Source organism: Inquilinus sp., from assembly GCF_039594555.1.
GTDB lineage: Bacteria > Pseudomonadota > Alphaproteobacteria > DSM-16000 > Inquilinaceae > Inquilinus.
In genome coordinates, this window is the sequence record NZ_JBCNNF010000155.1 from 1 (window position 1) to 14951 (window position 14951).

At 72.3% G+C, this 14951-nt stretch carries 13 protein-coding genes; 12 read left to right on the forward strand and 1 reads right to left on the reverse strand.

The features are described 5' to 3' along the window. On the reverse strand, positions 1 to 791 hold a 791-nt coding region (locus ABDW35_RS17615), incomplete at its 3' end, for a sigma 54-interacting transcriptional regulator (RefSeq protein WP_343715184.1). A gap of 229 nt (positions 792 to 1020) precedes the next feature. On the opposite strand from ABDW35_RS17615, the gene tssA reads away from it, so the two are divergent. The 12 genes from tssA to ABDW35_RS17675 all read left to right on the forward strand — a co-directional run. After that, on the forward strand, positions 1021 to 2103 hold the full coding sequence (gene tssA / locus ABDW35_RS17620; RefSeq protein ID WP_343715185.1) for a type VI secretion system protein TssA: 1083 nt from the start codon (positions 1021 to 1023) through the stop codon (positions 2101 to 2103). Between the two features lie 79 nt (positions 2104 to 2182). After that, positions 2183 to 2689 (forward strand): type VI secretion system contractile sheath small subunit, encoded by a 507-nt coding sequence (tssB, locus tag ABDW35_RS17625; RefSeq protein WP_034836833.1) that lies wholly within the window; start codon positions 2183 to 2185, stop codon positions 2687 to 2689. A gap of 3 nt (positions 2690 to 2692) precedes the next feature. Beyond that, a complete protein-coding gene (gene tssC, locus ABDW35_RS17630; RefSeq protein ID WP_343715186.1) occupies positions 2693 to 4195 on the forward strand; it encodes a type VI secretion system contractile sheath large subunit in 1503 nt (500 codons plus the stop codon). A 1-nt stretch (position 4196) separates the two neighbouring features. Continuing rightward, positions 4197 to 5756 (forward strand): type VI secretion system contractile sheath large subunit, encoded by a 1560-nt coding sequence (gene tssC, locus ABDW35_RS17635; RefSeq protein ID WP_343715187.1) that lies wholly within the window; start codon positions 4197 to 4199, stop codon positions 5754 to 5756. 38 nt (positions 5757 to 5794) lie between these two features. Beyond that, the gene (locus tag ABDW35_RS17640) at positions 5795 to 6595 is read left to right on the forward strand and encodes a type VI secretion system accessory protein TagJ (protein ID WP_343715188.1); all 801 of its coding nucleotides are present in this window, start codon (positions 5795 to 5797) and stop codon (positions 6593 to 6595) included. After that, positions 6592 to 7107: a type VI secretion system baseplate subunit TssE gene (gene tssE, locus ABDW35_RS17645; protein ID WP_343715189.1), complete on the forward strand. Its 516-nt coding sequence runs from the start codon at positions 6592 to 6594 to the stop codon at positions 7105 to 7107. The genes ABDW35_RS17640 and tssE overlap by 4 nt, the downstream gene beginning before the upstream one ends. Before the next feature lie 4 nt (positions 7108 to 7111). Then, positions 7112 to 8935: a type VI secretion system baseplate subunit TssF gene (gene tssF / locus ABDW35_RS17650; protein ID WP_343715190.1), complete on the forward strand. Its 1824-nt coding sequence runs from the start codon at positions 7112 to 7114 to the stop codon at positions 8933 to 8935. Then, on the forward strand, positions 8932 to 10026 hold the full coding sequence (gene tssG, locus ABDW35_RS17655) for a type VI secretion system baseplate subunit TssG (RefSeq protein ID WP_343715191.1): 1095 nt from the start codon (positions 8932 to 8934) through the stop codon (positions 10024 to 10026). The genes tssF and tssG overlap by 4 nt, the downstream gene beginning before the upstream one ends. Beyond that, positions 10023 to 11516 (forward strand): class I SAM-dependent methyltransferase, encoded by a 1494-nt coding sequence (locus ABDW35_RS17660; RefSeq protein WP_343715192.1) that lies wholly within the window; start codon positions 10023 to 10025, stop codon positions 11514 to 11516. Before tssG ends, ABDW35_RS17660 begins: the two co-directional genes overlap by 4 nt. 27 nt (positions 11517 to 11543) lie before the next feature. Then, the gene (locus ABDW35_RS17665; protein ID WP_343715193.1) at positions 11544 to 12857 is read left to right on the forward strand and encodes a peptidoglycan-binding protein; all 1314 of its coding nucleotides are present in this window, start codon (positions 11544 to 11546) and stop codon (positions 12855 to 12857) included. 4 nt (positions 12858 to 12861) lie between these two features. After that, on the forward strand, positions 12862 to 13737 hold the full coding sequence (locus ABDW35_RS17670) for a DUF3365 domain-containing protein (RefSeq protein ID WP_343715194.1): 876 nt from the start codon (positions 12862 to 12864) through the stop codon (positions 13735 to 13737). After that, positions 13730 to 14951 (forward strand): serine/threonine-protein kinase (locus tag ABDW35_RS17675; RefSeq protein WP_343715195.1); only part of this gene is annotated, 1222 nt, incomplete at its 3' end. The genes ABDW35_RS17670 and ABDW35_RS17675, both read left to right, overlap by 8 nt.

Consider the following 14951-nt stretch of genomic DNA (forward strand, 5'->3'; position numbering starts at 1 on the left):
CCGGCGGGCATTGCGGCGCAGTTCATCTTCACCATTCGCCGCGCGTTACGTCCGCTGAGGTTATGAATAGCGCGGGCAATCAGCTCTTTGCCGGTGCCGACCCCGGCCTCGCCGGTGAGGATCGGGTTGTTCTGCCGGCGCCGGGTCAGGATGTCGACGACCTGGCGGATCTCGCCGTCGCGGCCGAGGATCGGGTCGATACGGCCGGACCGCGCCCGGGCGGTCAGGTCGACCGTGTACTTGTCCAGCGCCCCACTGCCGCCGGGGGCCGCGGGTTGCGCGGACCCGGCTGCGGTGTCCTGCACCGCCGGCGTCTCGGCGCCGCCGGCGACGATGCCGGCGAAGTCGCGGCGCAGCATGTCGGGCAGGATGCGCCGCAGCTCGGGTGCCACGTCGCGCAGCCTTCCGCCCAGCGCCTCGTCGGCCAGGGCGGCCAGGACCAGATGGCCGGAGCGGACATGGCTGGCCCCGCCCTCGACCGAGGCGAACAGCCAGGCATCCTTGATCAGCTCGACCAGATCGGGGGACAGGCCCGGGGCCCGGCCGTTGCCGGTCTTCATCCGGTCCAGCGCCGCGGTCAGCTGGGCGGCCAGCCGCTCCTCCGACACCTCGAAACGGCGGGCGATCAGCGCGGCGTCCGACTGCGGGGTCTCGAGCAGCTGCAGCAGCCAGTGCTCGATCTCGACATTGTAATGGGTGCGGGAAAGGGTCCGACCGGCCGCCGCCTCCAGCCCCCGGCGGGAGAGGTCGTTCAGTCGGTCGACCAGCGACCGCAAGTCGACAGCCGGCATCATCGCTCCTCAGCGTCGCCGTGACTCCACGGCCGATTGCCATCGAGATTTGTTGGTTCGTCGCTGAACTGTCCAGTCCAGATGGGTTACGCTGGTAACGATCTAAAGAAATAATGAAATAATCTAGTAACGCTCGCGAGCAGAAATGGGCGATGGAGAGTGGACTCTTTCCATTCTTCCAGACGAAGGTGAGGATGCGGCGGTGCCGGATCGCGAAGATTTACTGGATGTGGAAAGTCTCCTGCTGCCGATCTCGGAAGAGAATCCGGCCGGCAGCGACCCCCGACTCGACGTCACGCCGCAGTCGCTCTACTTCCGCCTGCGCGATGCCCGGTCCGAGGCGCGGGCGGCGGAGCGGGTGGCCGACAACGACCCCGCGGCCGATGCGGGCGGCACGCGCCACTGGCTCACGGTCCGCGAATTGAGCGTCGAGGCGCTGGCCGGCACCGGCAAGGACATCGAGATCGCGGCCTGGCTGACCGAAAGCCTCGTGCGCACCGACGGGCTGGCCGGGCTGATGGCCGGCGCCCGTCTGATCGCCGGGCTGGCGTCCCGCTACTGGAATGACGGGCTGTTCCCCACCCCGGACGAGGACGGCGTCGCCGGCCGCGTGGCGCCGGTCGCCGGGCTGAACGGCGAGGGCGGCAACGGCACGCTGCTGCAGCCGCTGCGCAAGCTGGTGCTGTTCGACCGCGCCGACGGCACGCCGCTGACCTATTGGCGGTTCGAGCAGGCGGAGGAGGCCGAGGTCCTGGACCAGGCCCGAAAGGCCCAGCGCCTCGCCGCCGGGGTGCTGCCGCTGGCCGAGCTGGAGGCCGAGGCCAAGTCGATCGGCCGGGACCGGCTGGCGGCGCTGCACGGGGATATCGTCCGGGCGATCGAGGCCTGGCGCGGCATGGACCGGGCGCTGACCGAGGCGGCCCAGGCCGACTCCCCGCCGACCGGCCGGGTCCAGGAGCTGCTGGACAAGCTGCGGCGCACCGCCGAGCGCTATGCGCCGCCCTCCGCCGAACCGGTGCCGGAAGCGGCCGAGGCGGCGCTGGAGGAGGTCGAGGCCCCGGACGGCGGCGAGCCTGCCCGGGCCCCGGCGGACCGGGCGGTGACGCGCGAGGAGATGCTGCAGCAGATCTCCCGCATCGCCGCCTATTTCCGGGCCAACGAGCCGCATTCCCCGCTCAGCTACACGCTGGAGGACGCGGTCCGCCGCGCCCGGATGGGCCTGCCGGAGCTGCTGAAGGAGATGATGCCGGAAGCGGTGGCGCGGGCCTCGGTCCTGTCGGGCCTCGGCATCCGGCCGCTCCCGGAGGAATGAGGCACGGCGCCGCCTTCCGATCCTACCGTCCCACCCTGCGCGCCCCGACCCGGCGCCCCATCATTCGAGGAGACATCCGATGAGTGCCAGCATTCACGAGAAGCTCGGCCGCGTGCGCCGGCCGCGCGTCCACATCACCTACGAGGTCGAGACCGACGGCGCGCAGATCGTACGCGAGCTGCCCTTCGTCGTCGGCGTCGTCGGCGATTTCTCCGGCGATCCGACCCAGCCGCTGCGGCCCCTGGCCGAGCGCAAGTTCGTGCAGATCGACCGCGACAATTTCGACGAGGTGATGCAGCGCCTCGGCCCCGGCCTGCACCTCAAGGTCAATGACAAGCTCAGCGATGAGGGCGGCTTCATGGCCGTCGACCTGAAGTTCAGCGGCATCGAGGATTTCGAGCCCGGCCGCGTGCTGGACCAGGTGCCGGCGCTGAAGGCGCTGCTGGAGACCCGCAACCGCCTGCGCGACCTGATGAGCAAGGCCGACCGGTCGGAGGAGCTCGAACTGCTGCTGGAGCAGGTGCTGAAGAACAAGGACGACTTCGAGGAAATCTCGGGTCAGCTCGGTCTCAAGAAGGAAGGCTGAACCATGGTGGACAAGGTTCCCGCTCCCGAGGCGTCGGCCGCCGCGCCGGCCTCCGCCGCCACCGAGACGGTCGGCCTGCTCGACCAGGTCGTGTCGGCGACCAAGCAGACCGAGCCGGACCGCGCCCAGGACCTGGTGCGAACGCTGGTCGAGCAGGCCCGCGTCGGCACGGTCACCTTCGATCGCAACCTGACCCGCACGATCGAGCGCGCGATCAAGATCATCGACAAGAAGCTGTCCGACCAGCTCAACGAGATCGTCCATGATCCCAAGTTCCTGAAGCTGGAAGGCAGCTGGCGTGGCCTGCACTACCTGGTCATGAACAGCGAAACCGGCACGATGCTGAAGATCCGGATGATGAATCTCTCGAAGCGGGAGCTGAACCGGGATCTTACGCGGGCGGTCGAGTTCGACCAGAGCCTGATGTTCCGCAAGATCTACGAGAACGAGTTCGGCACCCCGGGCGGCGAGCCGTTCGGCACGATCATCGGCGACTACGAGTGGACCAACCACCCGGACGACATCGAGACGCTGCGCCTGATGTCCAATGTCAGCGCCGCCGCCTTCGCGCCGTTCGTCTCGGCCGCCGGCGCCGGGATGATGGGCTTCGAGCAGTGGACCGAGCTGTCGCGGCCGCGCGACCTGGCCAAGATCTTCGACACGGCGGAATACCTGAAGTGGCGGGGCTTCCGCGACAGCGAGGACAGCCGCTTCGTGTCGCTGGTGATGCCGCGCGTCGTGGCGCGCCTGCCCTATGGCGAGCGGACCAAGCCAATCGACGAATTCTCCTATGAAGAGGCGCCGATCGACGCCGCCGGCAAGCCCCTGCCGATGGACCATGAGCACTATTGCTGGATGAACGCCGCCTTCGTCATGGGCGTGCGGATGACCGAGGCTTTCTCGAAATACGGCTTCTGCACCGCGATCCGCGGCGCCGAGAACGGCGGCAAGGTCGACAACCTGCCGCAGCACATCTTCATGTCGGATGACGGCGACATCGACGCCAAGTGCCCGACCGAGATCGGCATCACCGACCGGCGCGAATACGAGCTGTCGAACCTCGGCTTCCTGCCGCTGTGCCACTACAAGAACCACGACTACGCCGTGTTCTTCGGGGCACAGACGGTGCAGAAGCCGAAGGAGTACGACCGGCCGGACGCCACCGCGAACGCCCGGATCTCGACCCGGCTGCCCTACATCATGGCCACCGGCCGCTTCGCCCATTACCTGAAGATCATGGCGCGGGACAAGATCGGCAGCTTCATGGAGGCCGAGGACTGCCAGCGCTGGCTGAACCGCTGGATCGGCAACTACGTCAACATCAACGAGAACGCCGGCGCCGAGAGCAAGGCGCGCTATCCGCTGCGCGAGGCCAAGGTCGAGGTGCAGGAGATCCCGGGCCGTCCGGGCGCCTACAACGCGATCGCCTATCTGCGGCCCTGGCTGCAGATGGAGGAGCTGACGGCCAGCCTGCGGATGGTGGCGCGCATCCCCGAGCGGGTCTGAGATGGCGCAGGCGGGGCAGCGTCCATCGGCCGACGCGGCGGGGCAGGGTGCTGCCCCCCTGCGCGCCGGGATCCTGGCCGGGCGGGTCGGCGCCGGGGACGGCATCGCCGACCCTCGCGTGACCGGCTTCCTGCGCCAGGACCGCGGCGCGCTGGCCGAATGGTTCGGCGCCCCGCTGGCTGCCCGGATGCGGCACGATCCCGGCCTGCTCCGCGGCCTGCTGGACCGTGACGTCGCGGCGATCGACCGGATGATCTCGGCCCAGCTCGACGAGATCCTGCACCATCCGCGGCTGCAGCGGCTGGAGGGATCCTGGCGCGGCCTGGCCTGGCTGGTCGACGGCTTCGACCCGACCTCGCGGCTAAAGACGCGGCTGCTCTCCGCCTCCTGGGCGGAGCTGGATCGCGACGCCGCCAAGGCCAGCGAGTTCGACCAGTCGGGCCTGTTCCGCCTGGTCTATGAGGCGGAGTTCGGCCGGGCGGGCGGCGAGCCCTTCGGCCTGCTGGTCGTCGACCACGAGCTGCGGCACATGCCGGAGCGGCGCCGGCCGGGCGACGGCGCGCCGGTCGACGACGTGTCGCTGCTGTCGGCGCTGGCGGCGGTCGGGGCCGCGTCCTTCATGCCGGTGGTGCTGGCGGCCGCCCCCGCCCTGCTCGGCGTCGACGGCTTCGGCGACCTCGCGTTGTCCAACGACGCCGCGGCGGCCTTCCGCGACGACGACCATGCCCGCTGGCGCGCCATGGCGCTGCGCGAGGATACGCGATTCCTGTGCGTGACCATGCCACGGGTGCTGGCGCGCGCGCCCTGGCGGCCGGACCCCACCCGGCCGGACGGGTTCCGCTATGAGGAGCACGCGCCGGAGGCCCGGCACCGCGCCTGGTCGGTGGCCTGCTACGCCTTCGCCGCCACCGTGGCGCGGGCCCAGGCCCTGCACAACTGGCCGGCCGATGTCCGCGGCGTCAGCACCGACCGGGTCGGCGGCGGGCTGGTGCAGGACCTGCCGGCGGAGCCCTTCATGCTGGGGCCCGAGACGATGTGGAACCGGCCGTCGCTGGACCTGGCGCTGACCGACCGGCAGGAGCGCGACCTGGTTGCGGCCGGGCTGATGCCGCTGAACACGCTGCCCTATGGCGACGCCGCCTTCGCCGCCGTGCACAGCCTGCAGACGCGGGTGTCCGAAGCGCCGGGGCGCGACCCGACCCCGGCCATCGCCAACCGGCGGCTGTCGGCGCAGATCAACGCGATGCTCTGCGTCTCCCGCTTCGCCCACTACATCAAGATCATGGGGCGCGAGATGACCGGCTCCTCCCTGACCGCGGAGGAGGTCGAGCGCCGCCTGCAGACCTGGCTGTCCGGCTACACCAATGCCAGCCTCAATGCCGGGCCGGACAGCCGGGCGCGCCAGCCGCTGGTGTCCAGCCGGATCAAGGTGCACGAGCTGGCGGGCCGCCCCGGCGCCTATGGCTGCGTCATCCACCTGCAGCCCCACCACCAGCTCGACGACGTGTCGGCGGTGTTCCGCCTGGTCACCGGCCTGTCCGCCCAGGACGCGGCCGCGTGATGTCCGATCGCCCCCATGCCCAGACGCAGGAGACTTCAATGCTGACCAAAGCCGGAGAGCTGTTCCGCGAGGGCGCGCTGCAGGCGGCGATCGAGGCCGCCAACGCCGCGGTCAAGGCCGCGCCGGCGGATACCGGGGCGCGGATCCTGCTGGCCGAGCTGCTGCTGTTCGCCGGCAATCTCGAGCGCGCGGACACCCTGCTGGACGCGACCAGCACGGTCGACCCCTCCGCCGCGCTGGTGGTCAGCGAGTTCCGCCAGCTGCTGCGGGCGGAGATGGCCCGGCGCCAGGTGCTGAGCGAGGGCCGCCCGCCGGAGTTCCTGGGCCAGCCGACGCCGGTCCAGGCCCATCTGCTGCAGGCGGTGGTGGCGCTGCGGGCCGGCGACCAGGCCGCCGCCGCCGAGGCGGTGCAGGCGGCCGAGGCCGCGCGGCCCGCCATCACCGGCCGGCGCGACGGGGCGGAGTTCGCCGATTTCCGCGACGCCGACGACCTGTCGATCGGCAATTTCGAGGTGTTGACGACCACGGCCAAGGTTTTCTGGATCCCGGCCGAGCGGGTGGAGAGCGTCGAGTTCCACCCGGCGAAGCGGCCGCGCGACCTGTTCTGGCGGCGCTGCACCATGGTGGTGCGCGACGGGCCGGATGGCGACGTCTACCTGCCGGCGCTGTATCCGCCCGAGCTGCTGCCGGCGGATACGGAGGTGGCCGACCCCCTGCGCCTCGGCCGCGCCACTGAATGGACCGAAGCGGCGCCGGTGCGCGGCATCGGCCAGCGCGTCTACATGGTGGGGGAGGAGGCGGTGCCGGTGCTACAGCTGGCCACGCTGGACTTCGCATGACCCAGCGGCCCGTCGCCTCGCGCCCGCGCACCCCGCTGCCGGCGCGGCTGCCCCTGCTCGACCGCCTGATGGATCCGGAGCCGGACCGCGCCGCCGACGCCCCCCTGTCGGCGGCGGAGTCGGTCGACCGGCTGCGCCGATCGGTGCATCGCGACCTCGAGGCGCTGCTGAACGCCCGCCGGCCCTGGCGCTCGGTGCCGGACTCGACTCCGGCGCTGCGCCTGTCGCCGCTCGGCTACGGCATCCCGGACTTCACCGCCGGCGCCTTCAACGACCGCCGCCAGCGCGACGCGCTGCGGGCGGAGGTGGAGGAGACCATCCGCCGATTCGAGCCGCGGCTGACCCAGGTCCAGGTGCAGCTGGCGGATGACGGCGACCTGCTGCGGTCGACGCTGCGGCTGCGGATCGACGCGCTGCTGCGGGTCGATCCGGCGCCGGAGCCGATCGTCTTCGACACCGTGGTCGACACCACCACCGCGGACGTCACCCTGCGCCCGCTCTACGAAGCCTGACGCCATGTCGGACGCCTTCCTGCCCTATTACAACCGCGAGCTGGCCGTCCTGCGCGGCCTGGCGGGCGAGTTCGCCGAGGCCAACCCCAAGGTCGCCGGGCGGCTGCGGCTGACCGCCGACGCCGTCGACGACCCGCATGTGGCGCGGCTCCTGGAAGGTGTGTCGTTCCTGGCCGCCCGGGCGCAGCAGCGGCTGGACGACGAGTTCCCCGAGTTGACCGACGCGCTGCTCGGCTCGCTGTATCCGCATTACCTGGCGCCGGTGCCGTCCGCGGCGATCGTCCAGTTCGCCTGCCAGCCGGATCTGCGCGTCCCCGCAGTGGTGCCGGCCGGCACGGCGCTGAAGACCGACCCGGTCCAGGGCGTGCCCTGCCGCTTCCGCACCGCCTACGACACCACGCTGTGGCCGGTGGAGATCGAAAGCGCGCGGCTGAGCGGGATGCCGCTGACGGCGCCGGTCCATCCGGACGCGCAGGGCGCCCGCAGCGTCCTGCGCATCGTGCTGCGCACCAGCGATCCCGAGGCCAGCTTTGCCGAGCTGGGCGTGGACCGGCTGCGCTGCTTCCTGCGCGGCGCCTTCGACCAGAGCCTGCCGCTGTACGAGCTGCTGTGCGGCCATGTCGTCGGCGTGGCGCTGGCGGACGGGCCGAACGACGTCGCCCCGACGCTGCTGCCGCCCGGCACCATCAAGCCGGTCGGCTTCGCGCCGGAGGAGGCGCTGTATCCCTGGCCGGCACGCTCCTTCTCCGGCTTCCGGCTGCTGACCGAATACTTCGCGCTGCCGGAGAAGTTCCTGTTCGTCGACCTGTGCGGCCTCGATGCAAGGACGCTGATCCATGAGCGCAACCGGCTGGAGATCTTCGTCTATCTCGACCGGGCCGCGCCCGACCTGGAGCGGCGGCTGCAGCCCGACTGCCTGGCGCTCGGCTGCACGCCGATGGTCAACCTGTTCGCCCAGCCCTGCGAGCCGGTGCCGCTGACGCATCAGCGCACCGAATATCCCGTCACCGCCGACAACCGCCGGCCGAAGGCCTTCGAGATCTGGAGCGTCGAGCGCGTGCGCGAGCTGCGCGGCGACGGCTCCTCCCGCCCCTGGCGACCGTTCTACCGCCATCCGGCGGTGGAGCAGGCGGAGGAGGAGCCGAGCGGCTTCTACGCCGTGATCCGCCGCCAGACGCCGGGGATTGTGACCGGCACCGACGTGTTCCTGGCGCCGTTCGACCCGGCGCTGTCGGTCGACCGGCCGGCGGACACGGTGCTGTCGGTCGACGCGCTGTGCACCAACCGCGACCTGCCGGCCGAGCTGCCCTTCGGCGGCGGCCAGCCGCGGCTGCACCTGGCGGAAGGGGTGAGCGCGGTGCGCGGCGTCGCCTGCCTGACCGCGCCGACGCCGTCGCTGCGGGCGCCGCTGCGCGAGCATCACAGCTGGCGGCTGGTGTCGCACCTGTCGCTCGGCCATCTCTCCATCGTCGGGGGGCCGGCCGCGGCCGACAGCCTGCGCGAGGTGCTGCGCCTCTACGACCTGCGCGACACGGTCGAGACCCGGGCGCTCATCGCCGGCCTGGTCGGCGTGCGGTCGAAGCCCGGCACCGCCCGTGTCCCCGGCGCCCGGCCCGGCGGCTTCTGCCGCGGCATCGACGTCACGCTCGAATTCGACCCGCGGGCGTGGGAGAGCGCCGGCCTGTTCCTGCTGGCGACCGTGCTGGACCGGTTCCTGGCGCTGCACGCCACCGTCAATTCCTTCGTCCGCACCACCGCGGTGCTGCAGGGCCAGTCGGGGTCTGCCGCCGCCTTCCCGCCGCGGGCCGGGGCACGGGTGCTGGCATGAGCGCGACCGCGCCCACCTCCCCCGGCGGATCGGCGGAGACCGTCCCCGCCCGGCCGCGCGAGCGGTCGCTGCTGCAGACCCTGATCGAGGAGCCGGCGCGCTTCAGCTTCGACGCCGCCGTCGCCGTGCTGATGCAGGCGGCCGGGCGGGCCGAGCCGGGCGAGGCCGTGCGCTTCCACGCCGCGCCCGGCCTCGGCTTCGTCCCGGCGGATGTGATGGCGGTGGAGCGGACCGAGGCCGGGGCGCGCGCGACGATCGGCCTGATCGGGCTGACCGGGCCGTCCGGCGTGCTGCCGCGCCCTTACACCGACATGGTCAACAGCGAGCAGCGCAGCCGGTCCCCGGCGCTGGCCGAGTTCCTGGACCTGCTGGCGCAGCGGCCGATCGCGCAATTCGCCGATGCCGGGATCAAGTACCGCCCGCACCGCGCCGCCGCCGCCAACGCCCTGGCCGACCCGTCCACCACTGCCGCCCCGGCGGACGGGCTGCACGACGTCCTGCTGGCTCTGACCGGCTACGGCACGCCGCATCTGGCGCCGCGGCTGGCGGTCGGCACCGACCCGCTGCTGTTCTATGCCGGCCATTTCGGCGCCTGGCCGCGCTCGGCCGACCGGCTGGGCGCGCTGCTGTCCGACTGGCTGGGGCGGTCGGTCGAGGTCGAGCAGTTCGCCGGCGCCTGGCTGGCGCTGGAGCCGGGGCAGATGTCGGCGCTGCCGGCGGGGGACCGCCCCGGGCAGTTCTGCCAGCTCGGCGTCGACGCCGCGATCGGCAGCCGGTCCTGGGACGTGCAGGCGCGCATCATCCTGCATATCGGCCCGCTGGACCTGCCCGGCTTCGAATCGATGCTGCCGGACCGCGACCTGCTGCGCCGCATCGCCTCGCTGGTCCGGGCCTATCTCGGCTTCGAGACCGATTTCGCCATCAACCCGATCCTGGCCGCGGCCGCGGTGCCGCCGCTCGGGATCTCCGCCGCGGCGCCGCCGCGCCTGGGCTGGAACAGCTGGCTGCCGACCGGCGAGGCCCGCCGTACCGACGCGACCGAAGCCCTGTTCGAGGCCGGCCTGATCGAGCAGTTGGGAGAGACTGGATGAGCTGGAACGGCGGCTACGTCACCGACGTGGCCTACACCACCGGATATTACGCGCCGCAGACGCCGGGCCATATCGCCCTGGCCTGCCTGATGAGGAACGTGCTGCCCGGCTTCGCCCGCGACCCGGACCGGCTGACCTATCTCGAGCTCGGCTGCGGCCGCGGCCGCGGCGCGCTGTGCCTGGCCGCCAGCAACCCCGGCTGGCGGGTGATCGCCGTCGACTTCATGCCGGCGCACATCGCCGAGGCGCGGGAGCTGGCGGCGGATGCCGGGATCGCGAACATCGAGTTCATCGAGGCCGATATCGCGACCCTCGACCCGGACACCCTGCCGGAGGTCGACGTCGCCAGTGCCCATGGCCTGTGGGCCTGGGTGTCGGACGAGGTGCGGGCCGGCATCGTGCGGCTGCTCGGCCGCCGCCTGCGCCCCGGCGGGGCCCTGCATCTCAGCTACAACGCGCTGCCGGCCTGGCAGGGCGTGCTGGGCCTGCAGCGCCTGATCCGCACGGCCGGCGAGCGGATCGACGGGCGCAGCGACCGCAAGGCGGCAGGGGCGATGGAGCTGGTGAAGGCCCTGGGCGAGGCCGGCGCCTTCCACCTGGACCAGAGCGACCTGGTCCGGGTGCTGAAGAAGGACCTGCCGGGCATGCCGCCGGAATACCTGGCCCATGAATACATGAACGCGGACTGGCGGCCCTGCTTCCATGCCGATGTCGCCGCCGCGCTATCCGACGCCAAGCTGGACTACGTCGCCTCCGGCGAGATCCTGGAGAACTTCCCCGATCTGATGCTGACCGCAGATCAGCGCGCGGTCATCGGCAAGTCCGAAGATGCCGGGCTGCGCGAGCTGATGAAGGACATGTGCCTGCCGCGCAGCCTGCGCCACGACATCTTCGTCCGCGGGCCGCGCGGGATCAGCGGCAAGGCGCGCGACGCCGCCCTGGCCGGGCTGTGGCTGACACTGACGCGCCGGGCCGAGGATTTCAGCTACGCCGTCAACATGCCGGCCGGGAAGGCGGAGCTGGACCGGGGCTTCTACGAGCCCGTCGTCGCCGCGCTGGCCAAGGGGCCGCGGCGGGTCAGCGACCTGCTGGCGCTGCCCGGAGTGACTGGCAAGCGCGACAACCCTGCGGAGCTGGTCGGCATGCTGGTCGGCACCGGGCAGGCCGTGACCCTGGCCCGGCCCGAGGCCGGGCTCGGCGAGGAGGCGGCCCGACTGAACAGCCGGATCGCCGCCCGCATCCTGCAGAACGGCGACCCGCCGCATGGCGCCCTGGCCAGCCTGCGGCTCGGCAGCGGCCTGCGCTGCGGCGGCAACGACACGCTGGCGACGGCGATGATCGGGCGCTTCGGCCTCGACGCGCCGGTGGAGCGTTGGGCCGAGGCGCTGGGCCTGCCGCCCGACGGCGAGGAGCGCGACCGCTTCCTGCGGGAGGCGGAGGAGACGCGCGAGCGCCGCGGGCCGGTCTGGCGCCATGCGGGGATCATCTAGATGCAGACGACACGGAAAGGACGATCCATGCGGATCCGGCGATTCTCGGCCCTCCTGGCATCGGCGCTGCTGGCCCTGGCTCCGCGGCTGGCCGCGGCGGAGCCCGGCAAGGCCGCGCTGGTGATCGGCAACGGCACCTATCAGGGCGGGGCGTCGCTGGCCGCCTGCGGCCAGTCGGCGCGCGATGTCGCCGGATGGCTGCGGCAGCGCGGCTTCACGGTGGAGGAGGCGATCGACGCCGGCGCGGTGGCCATGCGCAGCGCCATCGGCAGCTTCGTCACCCAGGCCTCCGGCGCGCCGCAGCGCACGGCGATCATCTATGTCTGCAGCTATGCCGCCGTCTCCAACCAGCGGCTGTTCCTGCTGCCCTCGGATTCCGATCCGCATCAGCCGGTGCGGCTGGAGACCCAGGGCGTCATCCTCAAGGCCCTGCTGAACACGCTGGGCGGCACCAACGGCGTGCTGTTCGCCGATCTCGGCGCGGCGCCCGACCGCGGCACCGCCGACGCCATCGACGCGCTGCAGACCGGGCTGCCGGCCGGGGCGCATTTCGCCATCGTCGCCCGCAACGACGCCGGCGTGGGCTCGCTGGGGCGGGCGCTGCCCGGGCTGCTGGGCGGGGCGGGCCAGGACTGGGCCCGGCTTGCCGCCGTGTTCCAGGCCCAGAACGCCACCGGGCCGGAGCGGCTGGCCGTCTTCGCCCCGCCGCAGGGGCCGTTGCCGCCCGCGCAGGACGTGCCCGCGGCCGTGGCGGCGGCGGCGCCGCCGCCACCGGCGCCAGCTCCGGCTGCTCCCGCTCCCGTCGCCGCGGCCGCGGAGGCGCCGCGCCCGGATACCGCCGCCCCGGCGCCCTCCGTCCCTGCGGAGCCGGCGCCCGAAGCGCAGGCGGCCGTGTCTGAGCCGGCGGCTGCTGCCCCGGGGGCCCCGCCGCCGGCCGCTCCCGAGGCCGCGCATCCGCCGGCCGGGGCGCCGCTGCAGCTGGTGCCGCCGCCGCGCCCGGCCGAGGCCGCGCCGCAGGTCGCCGATATCGGCCCCGCGGATCAGCAGCAGCCGATCGTCCCCGAAGCTCCGGCCCCGCACGGCGAGGCGGCCCCGCCGGCAGCCCCCGCAGCGGCCGCCCCGGTGCAGGCCACCCAGCCCCCGGCCCGGCCGACCGCTTCCCGCACCGGCCGCATCCAGGCCGCCCTGGCCCGGCGCGGCTTCTACGCGGGGTCGCCCTCGGGCCGCATGGACGGCCGGACGCGGGAGGCCATCCGGGCGTTCCAGTCCAGCCTCGGCGATCCGTCGAGCGGCGTGCTGACGCAGATCCAGATCGCCAAGCTGCTGAATATCGGGCCGTGACGCCATGACGCTTCGGGTCAAGTTCAACCTGGTGATGCTGGCGGCCTTCCTGGCCGGGCTGGGCCTGGCCGCGCTGTTCGTCAACGCCGCCAGCGAGCGTGAGGCGCGGCGCGCGGTGCTGGCGGAGGCCGCCGCCATCATGGGCGCGGCCAAGGCCACGGTGCACTACACCGACACCCAGGTGGCGCCGCTGCTGACGCCGCAGATGAAGGCCCAGTTCCTGCCGCAGAGCATCCCGTTCTTCGCCGCCCAGCAGACCTTCGACCAGATGTCGAAGGAGTTCCCGGACTACGCCTTCCGGCAGCCCACGACCAACCCCACCAATCCGGCCGACAAGCCGGTGCCGTGGGAGGCCGATATCATCAAGGCGCTGCGGGCGCAGCCGGAGCTGGACCATCTGGTGACCGAGCGGGTGGGGGAGAATGGCGGGTCGATCCTGTCCTATTCGCAGCCGATCCGGGTCACGAGCGAAAGCTGCCTCGCCTGCCATTCGACCCCCGAAGCCGCGCCGCCGTCGATGATCGACATCTACGGCCGCGACAACGGCTTCGGCTGGAAGCTCGGCGACACCATCGGGGCGCAGGTCGTGTCGGTGCCGGAGCGGGTGCCGCTGGCCCAGGCGCGGTCCAATCTCTATGTCGTCATGGGCGGGCTGACCATCATCTTCGCGGTGATGATGGTGCTGCTGAACCTGCTGCTGCACTTCTTCATCATCGTGCCGGTGCGGCGGATCTCGCGGCTGGCCGACGAGATCAGCCTGGGCAACATGGATGTGCCGGAATTCGCGACCGCGTCGCGCGACGAGATCGGGTCGCTGGCCGTGTCCTTCAACCGGATGCGCCGCAGCCTGGTGACGGCGATGGGAATGCTGGGTGACTGACACCGCCGCCCTGCCGCTGCCCGACGCGATCGGACGGTTCCGGATCGAGGCGATGCTCGGCCGCGGCGCCATGGGCGTCGTCTACAAGGCCTATGACCCGCATATCGAGCGGCCGGTGGCGATCAAGCTGGTGCGGGCCGACCTGCTGGAGGGGGAGGACCGGGACGAATATCTGCGGCGCTTCGGCAACGAGGCCAAGATCGCCGGCCGCTGCGTGCACCCGAACATCGTCGGCATCTACGACTACGCCGTGCACGAGGGCAACCCGTTCCTGGTGATGGAGTATGTCGAGGGCGTCAGCCTCAACCACGCCTTCCGGCGCGGCACCCAGGCGGGGCTGCCGGACGTCGTGCGCATCGCGCTGCAGGTGCTCGACGCGCTCGGCTACGCCCATGGCTTCGGCATCATCCACCGCGACATCAAGCCCGGAAACATCCTGCTGACCGCCGATGCCCGGCTGAAGGTCACGGATTTCGGCATCTCGCGGCTGACCTCCACCGATTCCACGCTGGGCGCGATGATGGTCGGCACGCCCAGCTACATGTCGCCCGAGCAGTGCCGCGGCGGGCCGATCGACCAGCGCTGCGACCTGTTCTCCCTGGGCTGCGTCCTGTACGAGCTGCTGGCCGGCGAGCGCGCCTTCAGCAGCCTCAACTACACCGATGTCATCTACAAGCTGATCAACGCGCCGCATCCGCCGCTGCAGGACAAGCGGCCGGACCTGCCGCCGGCGCTGGTGCGGGTGGTCGACCGCGCCCTGGCCAAGCAGCCGGACGACCGCTTCGCCAGTGCCGCGGAGATGGCGGCGGCGCTGCAGGACCTGTCCGGGGACGGGGCCCCGATCGGCGCCGGCATCCCGGACCCGGCCGGTGCTGCCGACGATGATGGGACCACCGTGGTGGTGTCGTCCTCGCCCGGGCAGGCGCCCCGGCCGCCGGAGCCTCCCAGCCCGCCGACGCTCGGCACCTTCGGCGGACTGGACGGCACGTCCCTGTCGACGATCGAACGCAGCCTGGCGCGCCATGTCGGCCCGATGGCGCGGATCCATCTGCGCCGCGCCATGCAGGATGCGCGCTCGCCGGACGAGCTGCTGGCCCTGCTGGGCGACCTGCTGCCGCCGGGCGACCTGCGCGACCGGTTCGTCAGCGACGCGCTGCAGGCGATGGCCGAGCGGCCGGGCGGCAGCCTGGGGGCACAGCAGGCGTCGGATGTGC

Excerpts from the sequence above, each read along its gene's own strand:
- tssB (WP_034836833.1), top strand. The coding sequence starts at position 2,183 with ATGAGTGCCAGCATTCACGAGAAGCTCGGCCGCGTGCGCCGGCCGCGC.
- tssC (WP_343715186.1), top strand. The coding sequence starts at position 2,693 with ATGGTGGACAAGGTTCCCGCTCCCGAGGCGTCGGCCGCCGCGCCGGCC.
- tssC (WP_343715187.1), top strand. The coding sequence starts at position 4,197 with ATGGCGCAGGCGGGGCAGCGTCCATCGGCCGACGCGGCGGGGCAGGGT.
- ABDW35_RS17640 (WP_343715188.1), top strand. The coding sequence starts at position 5,795 with ATGCTGACCAAAGCCGGAGAGCTGTTCCGCGAGGGCGCGCTGCAGGCG.
- tssE (WP_343715189.1), top strand. The coding sequence starts at position 6,592 with ATGACCCAGCGGCCCGTCGCCTCGCGCCCGCGCACCCCGCTGCCGGCG.
- tssF (WP_343715190.1), top strand. The coding sequence starts at position 7,112 with ATGTCGGACGCCTTCCTGCCCTATTACAACCGCGAGCTGGCCGTCCTG.
- tssG (WP_343715191.1), top strand. The coding sequence starts at position 8,932 with ATGAGCGCGACCGCGCCCACCTCCCCCGGCGGATCGGCGGAGACCGTC.
- ABDW35_RS17660 (WP_343715192.1), top strand. The coding sequence starts at position 10,023 with ATGAGCTGGAACGGCGGCTACGTCACCGACGTGGCCTACACCACCGGA.
- ABDW35_RS17665 (WP_343715193.1), top strand. The coding sequence starts at position 11,544 with ATGCGGATCCGGCGATTCTCGGCCCTCCTGGCATCGGCGCTGCTGGCC.
- ABDW35_RS17670 (WP_343715194.1), top strand. The coding sequence starts at position 12,862 with ATGACGCTTCGGGTCAAGTTCAACCTGGTGATGCTGGCGGCCTTCCTG.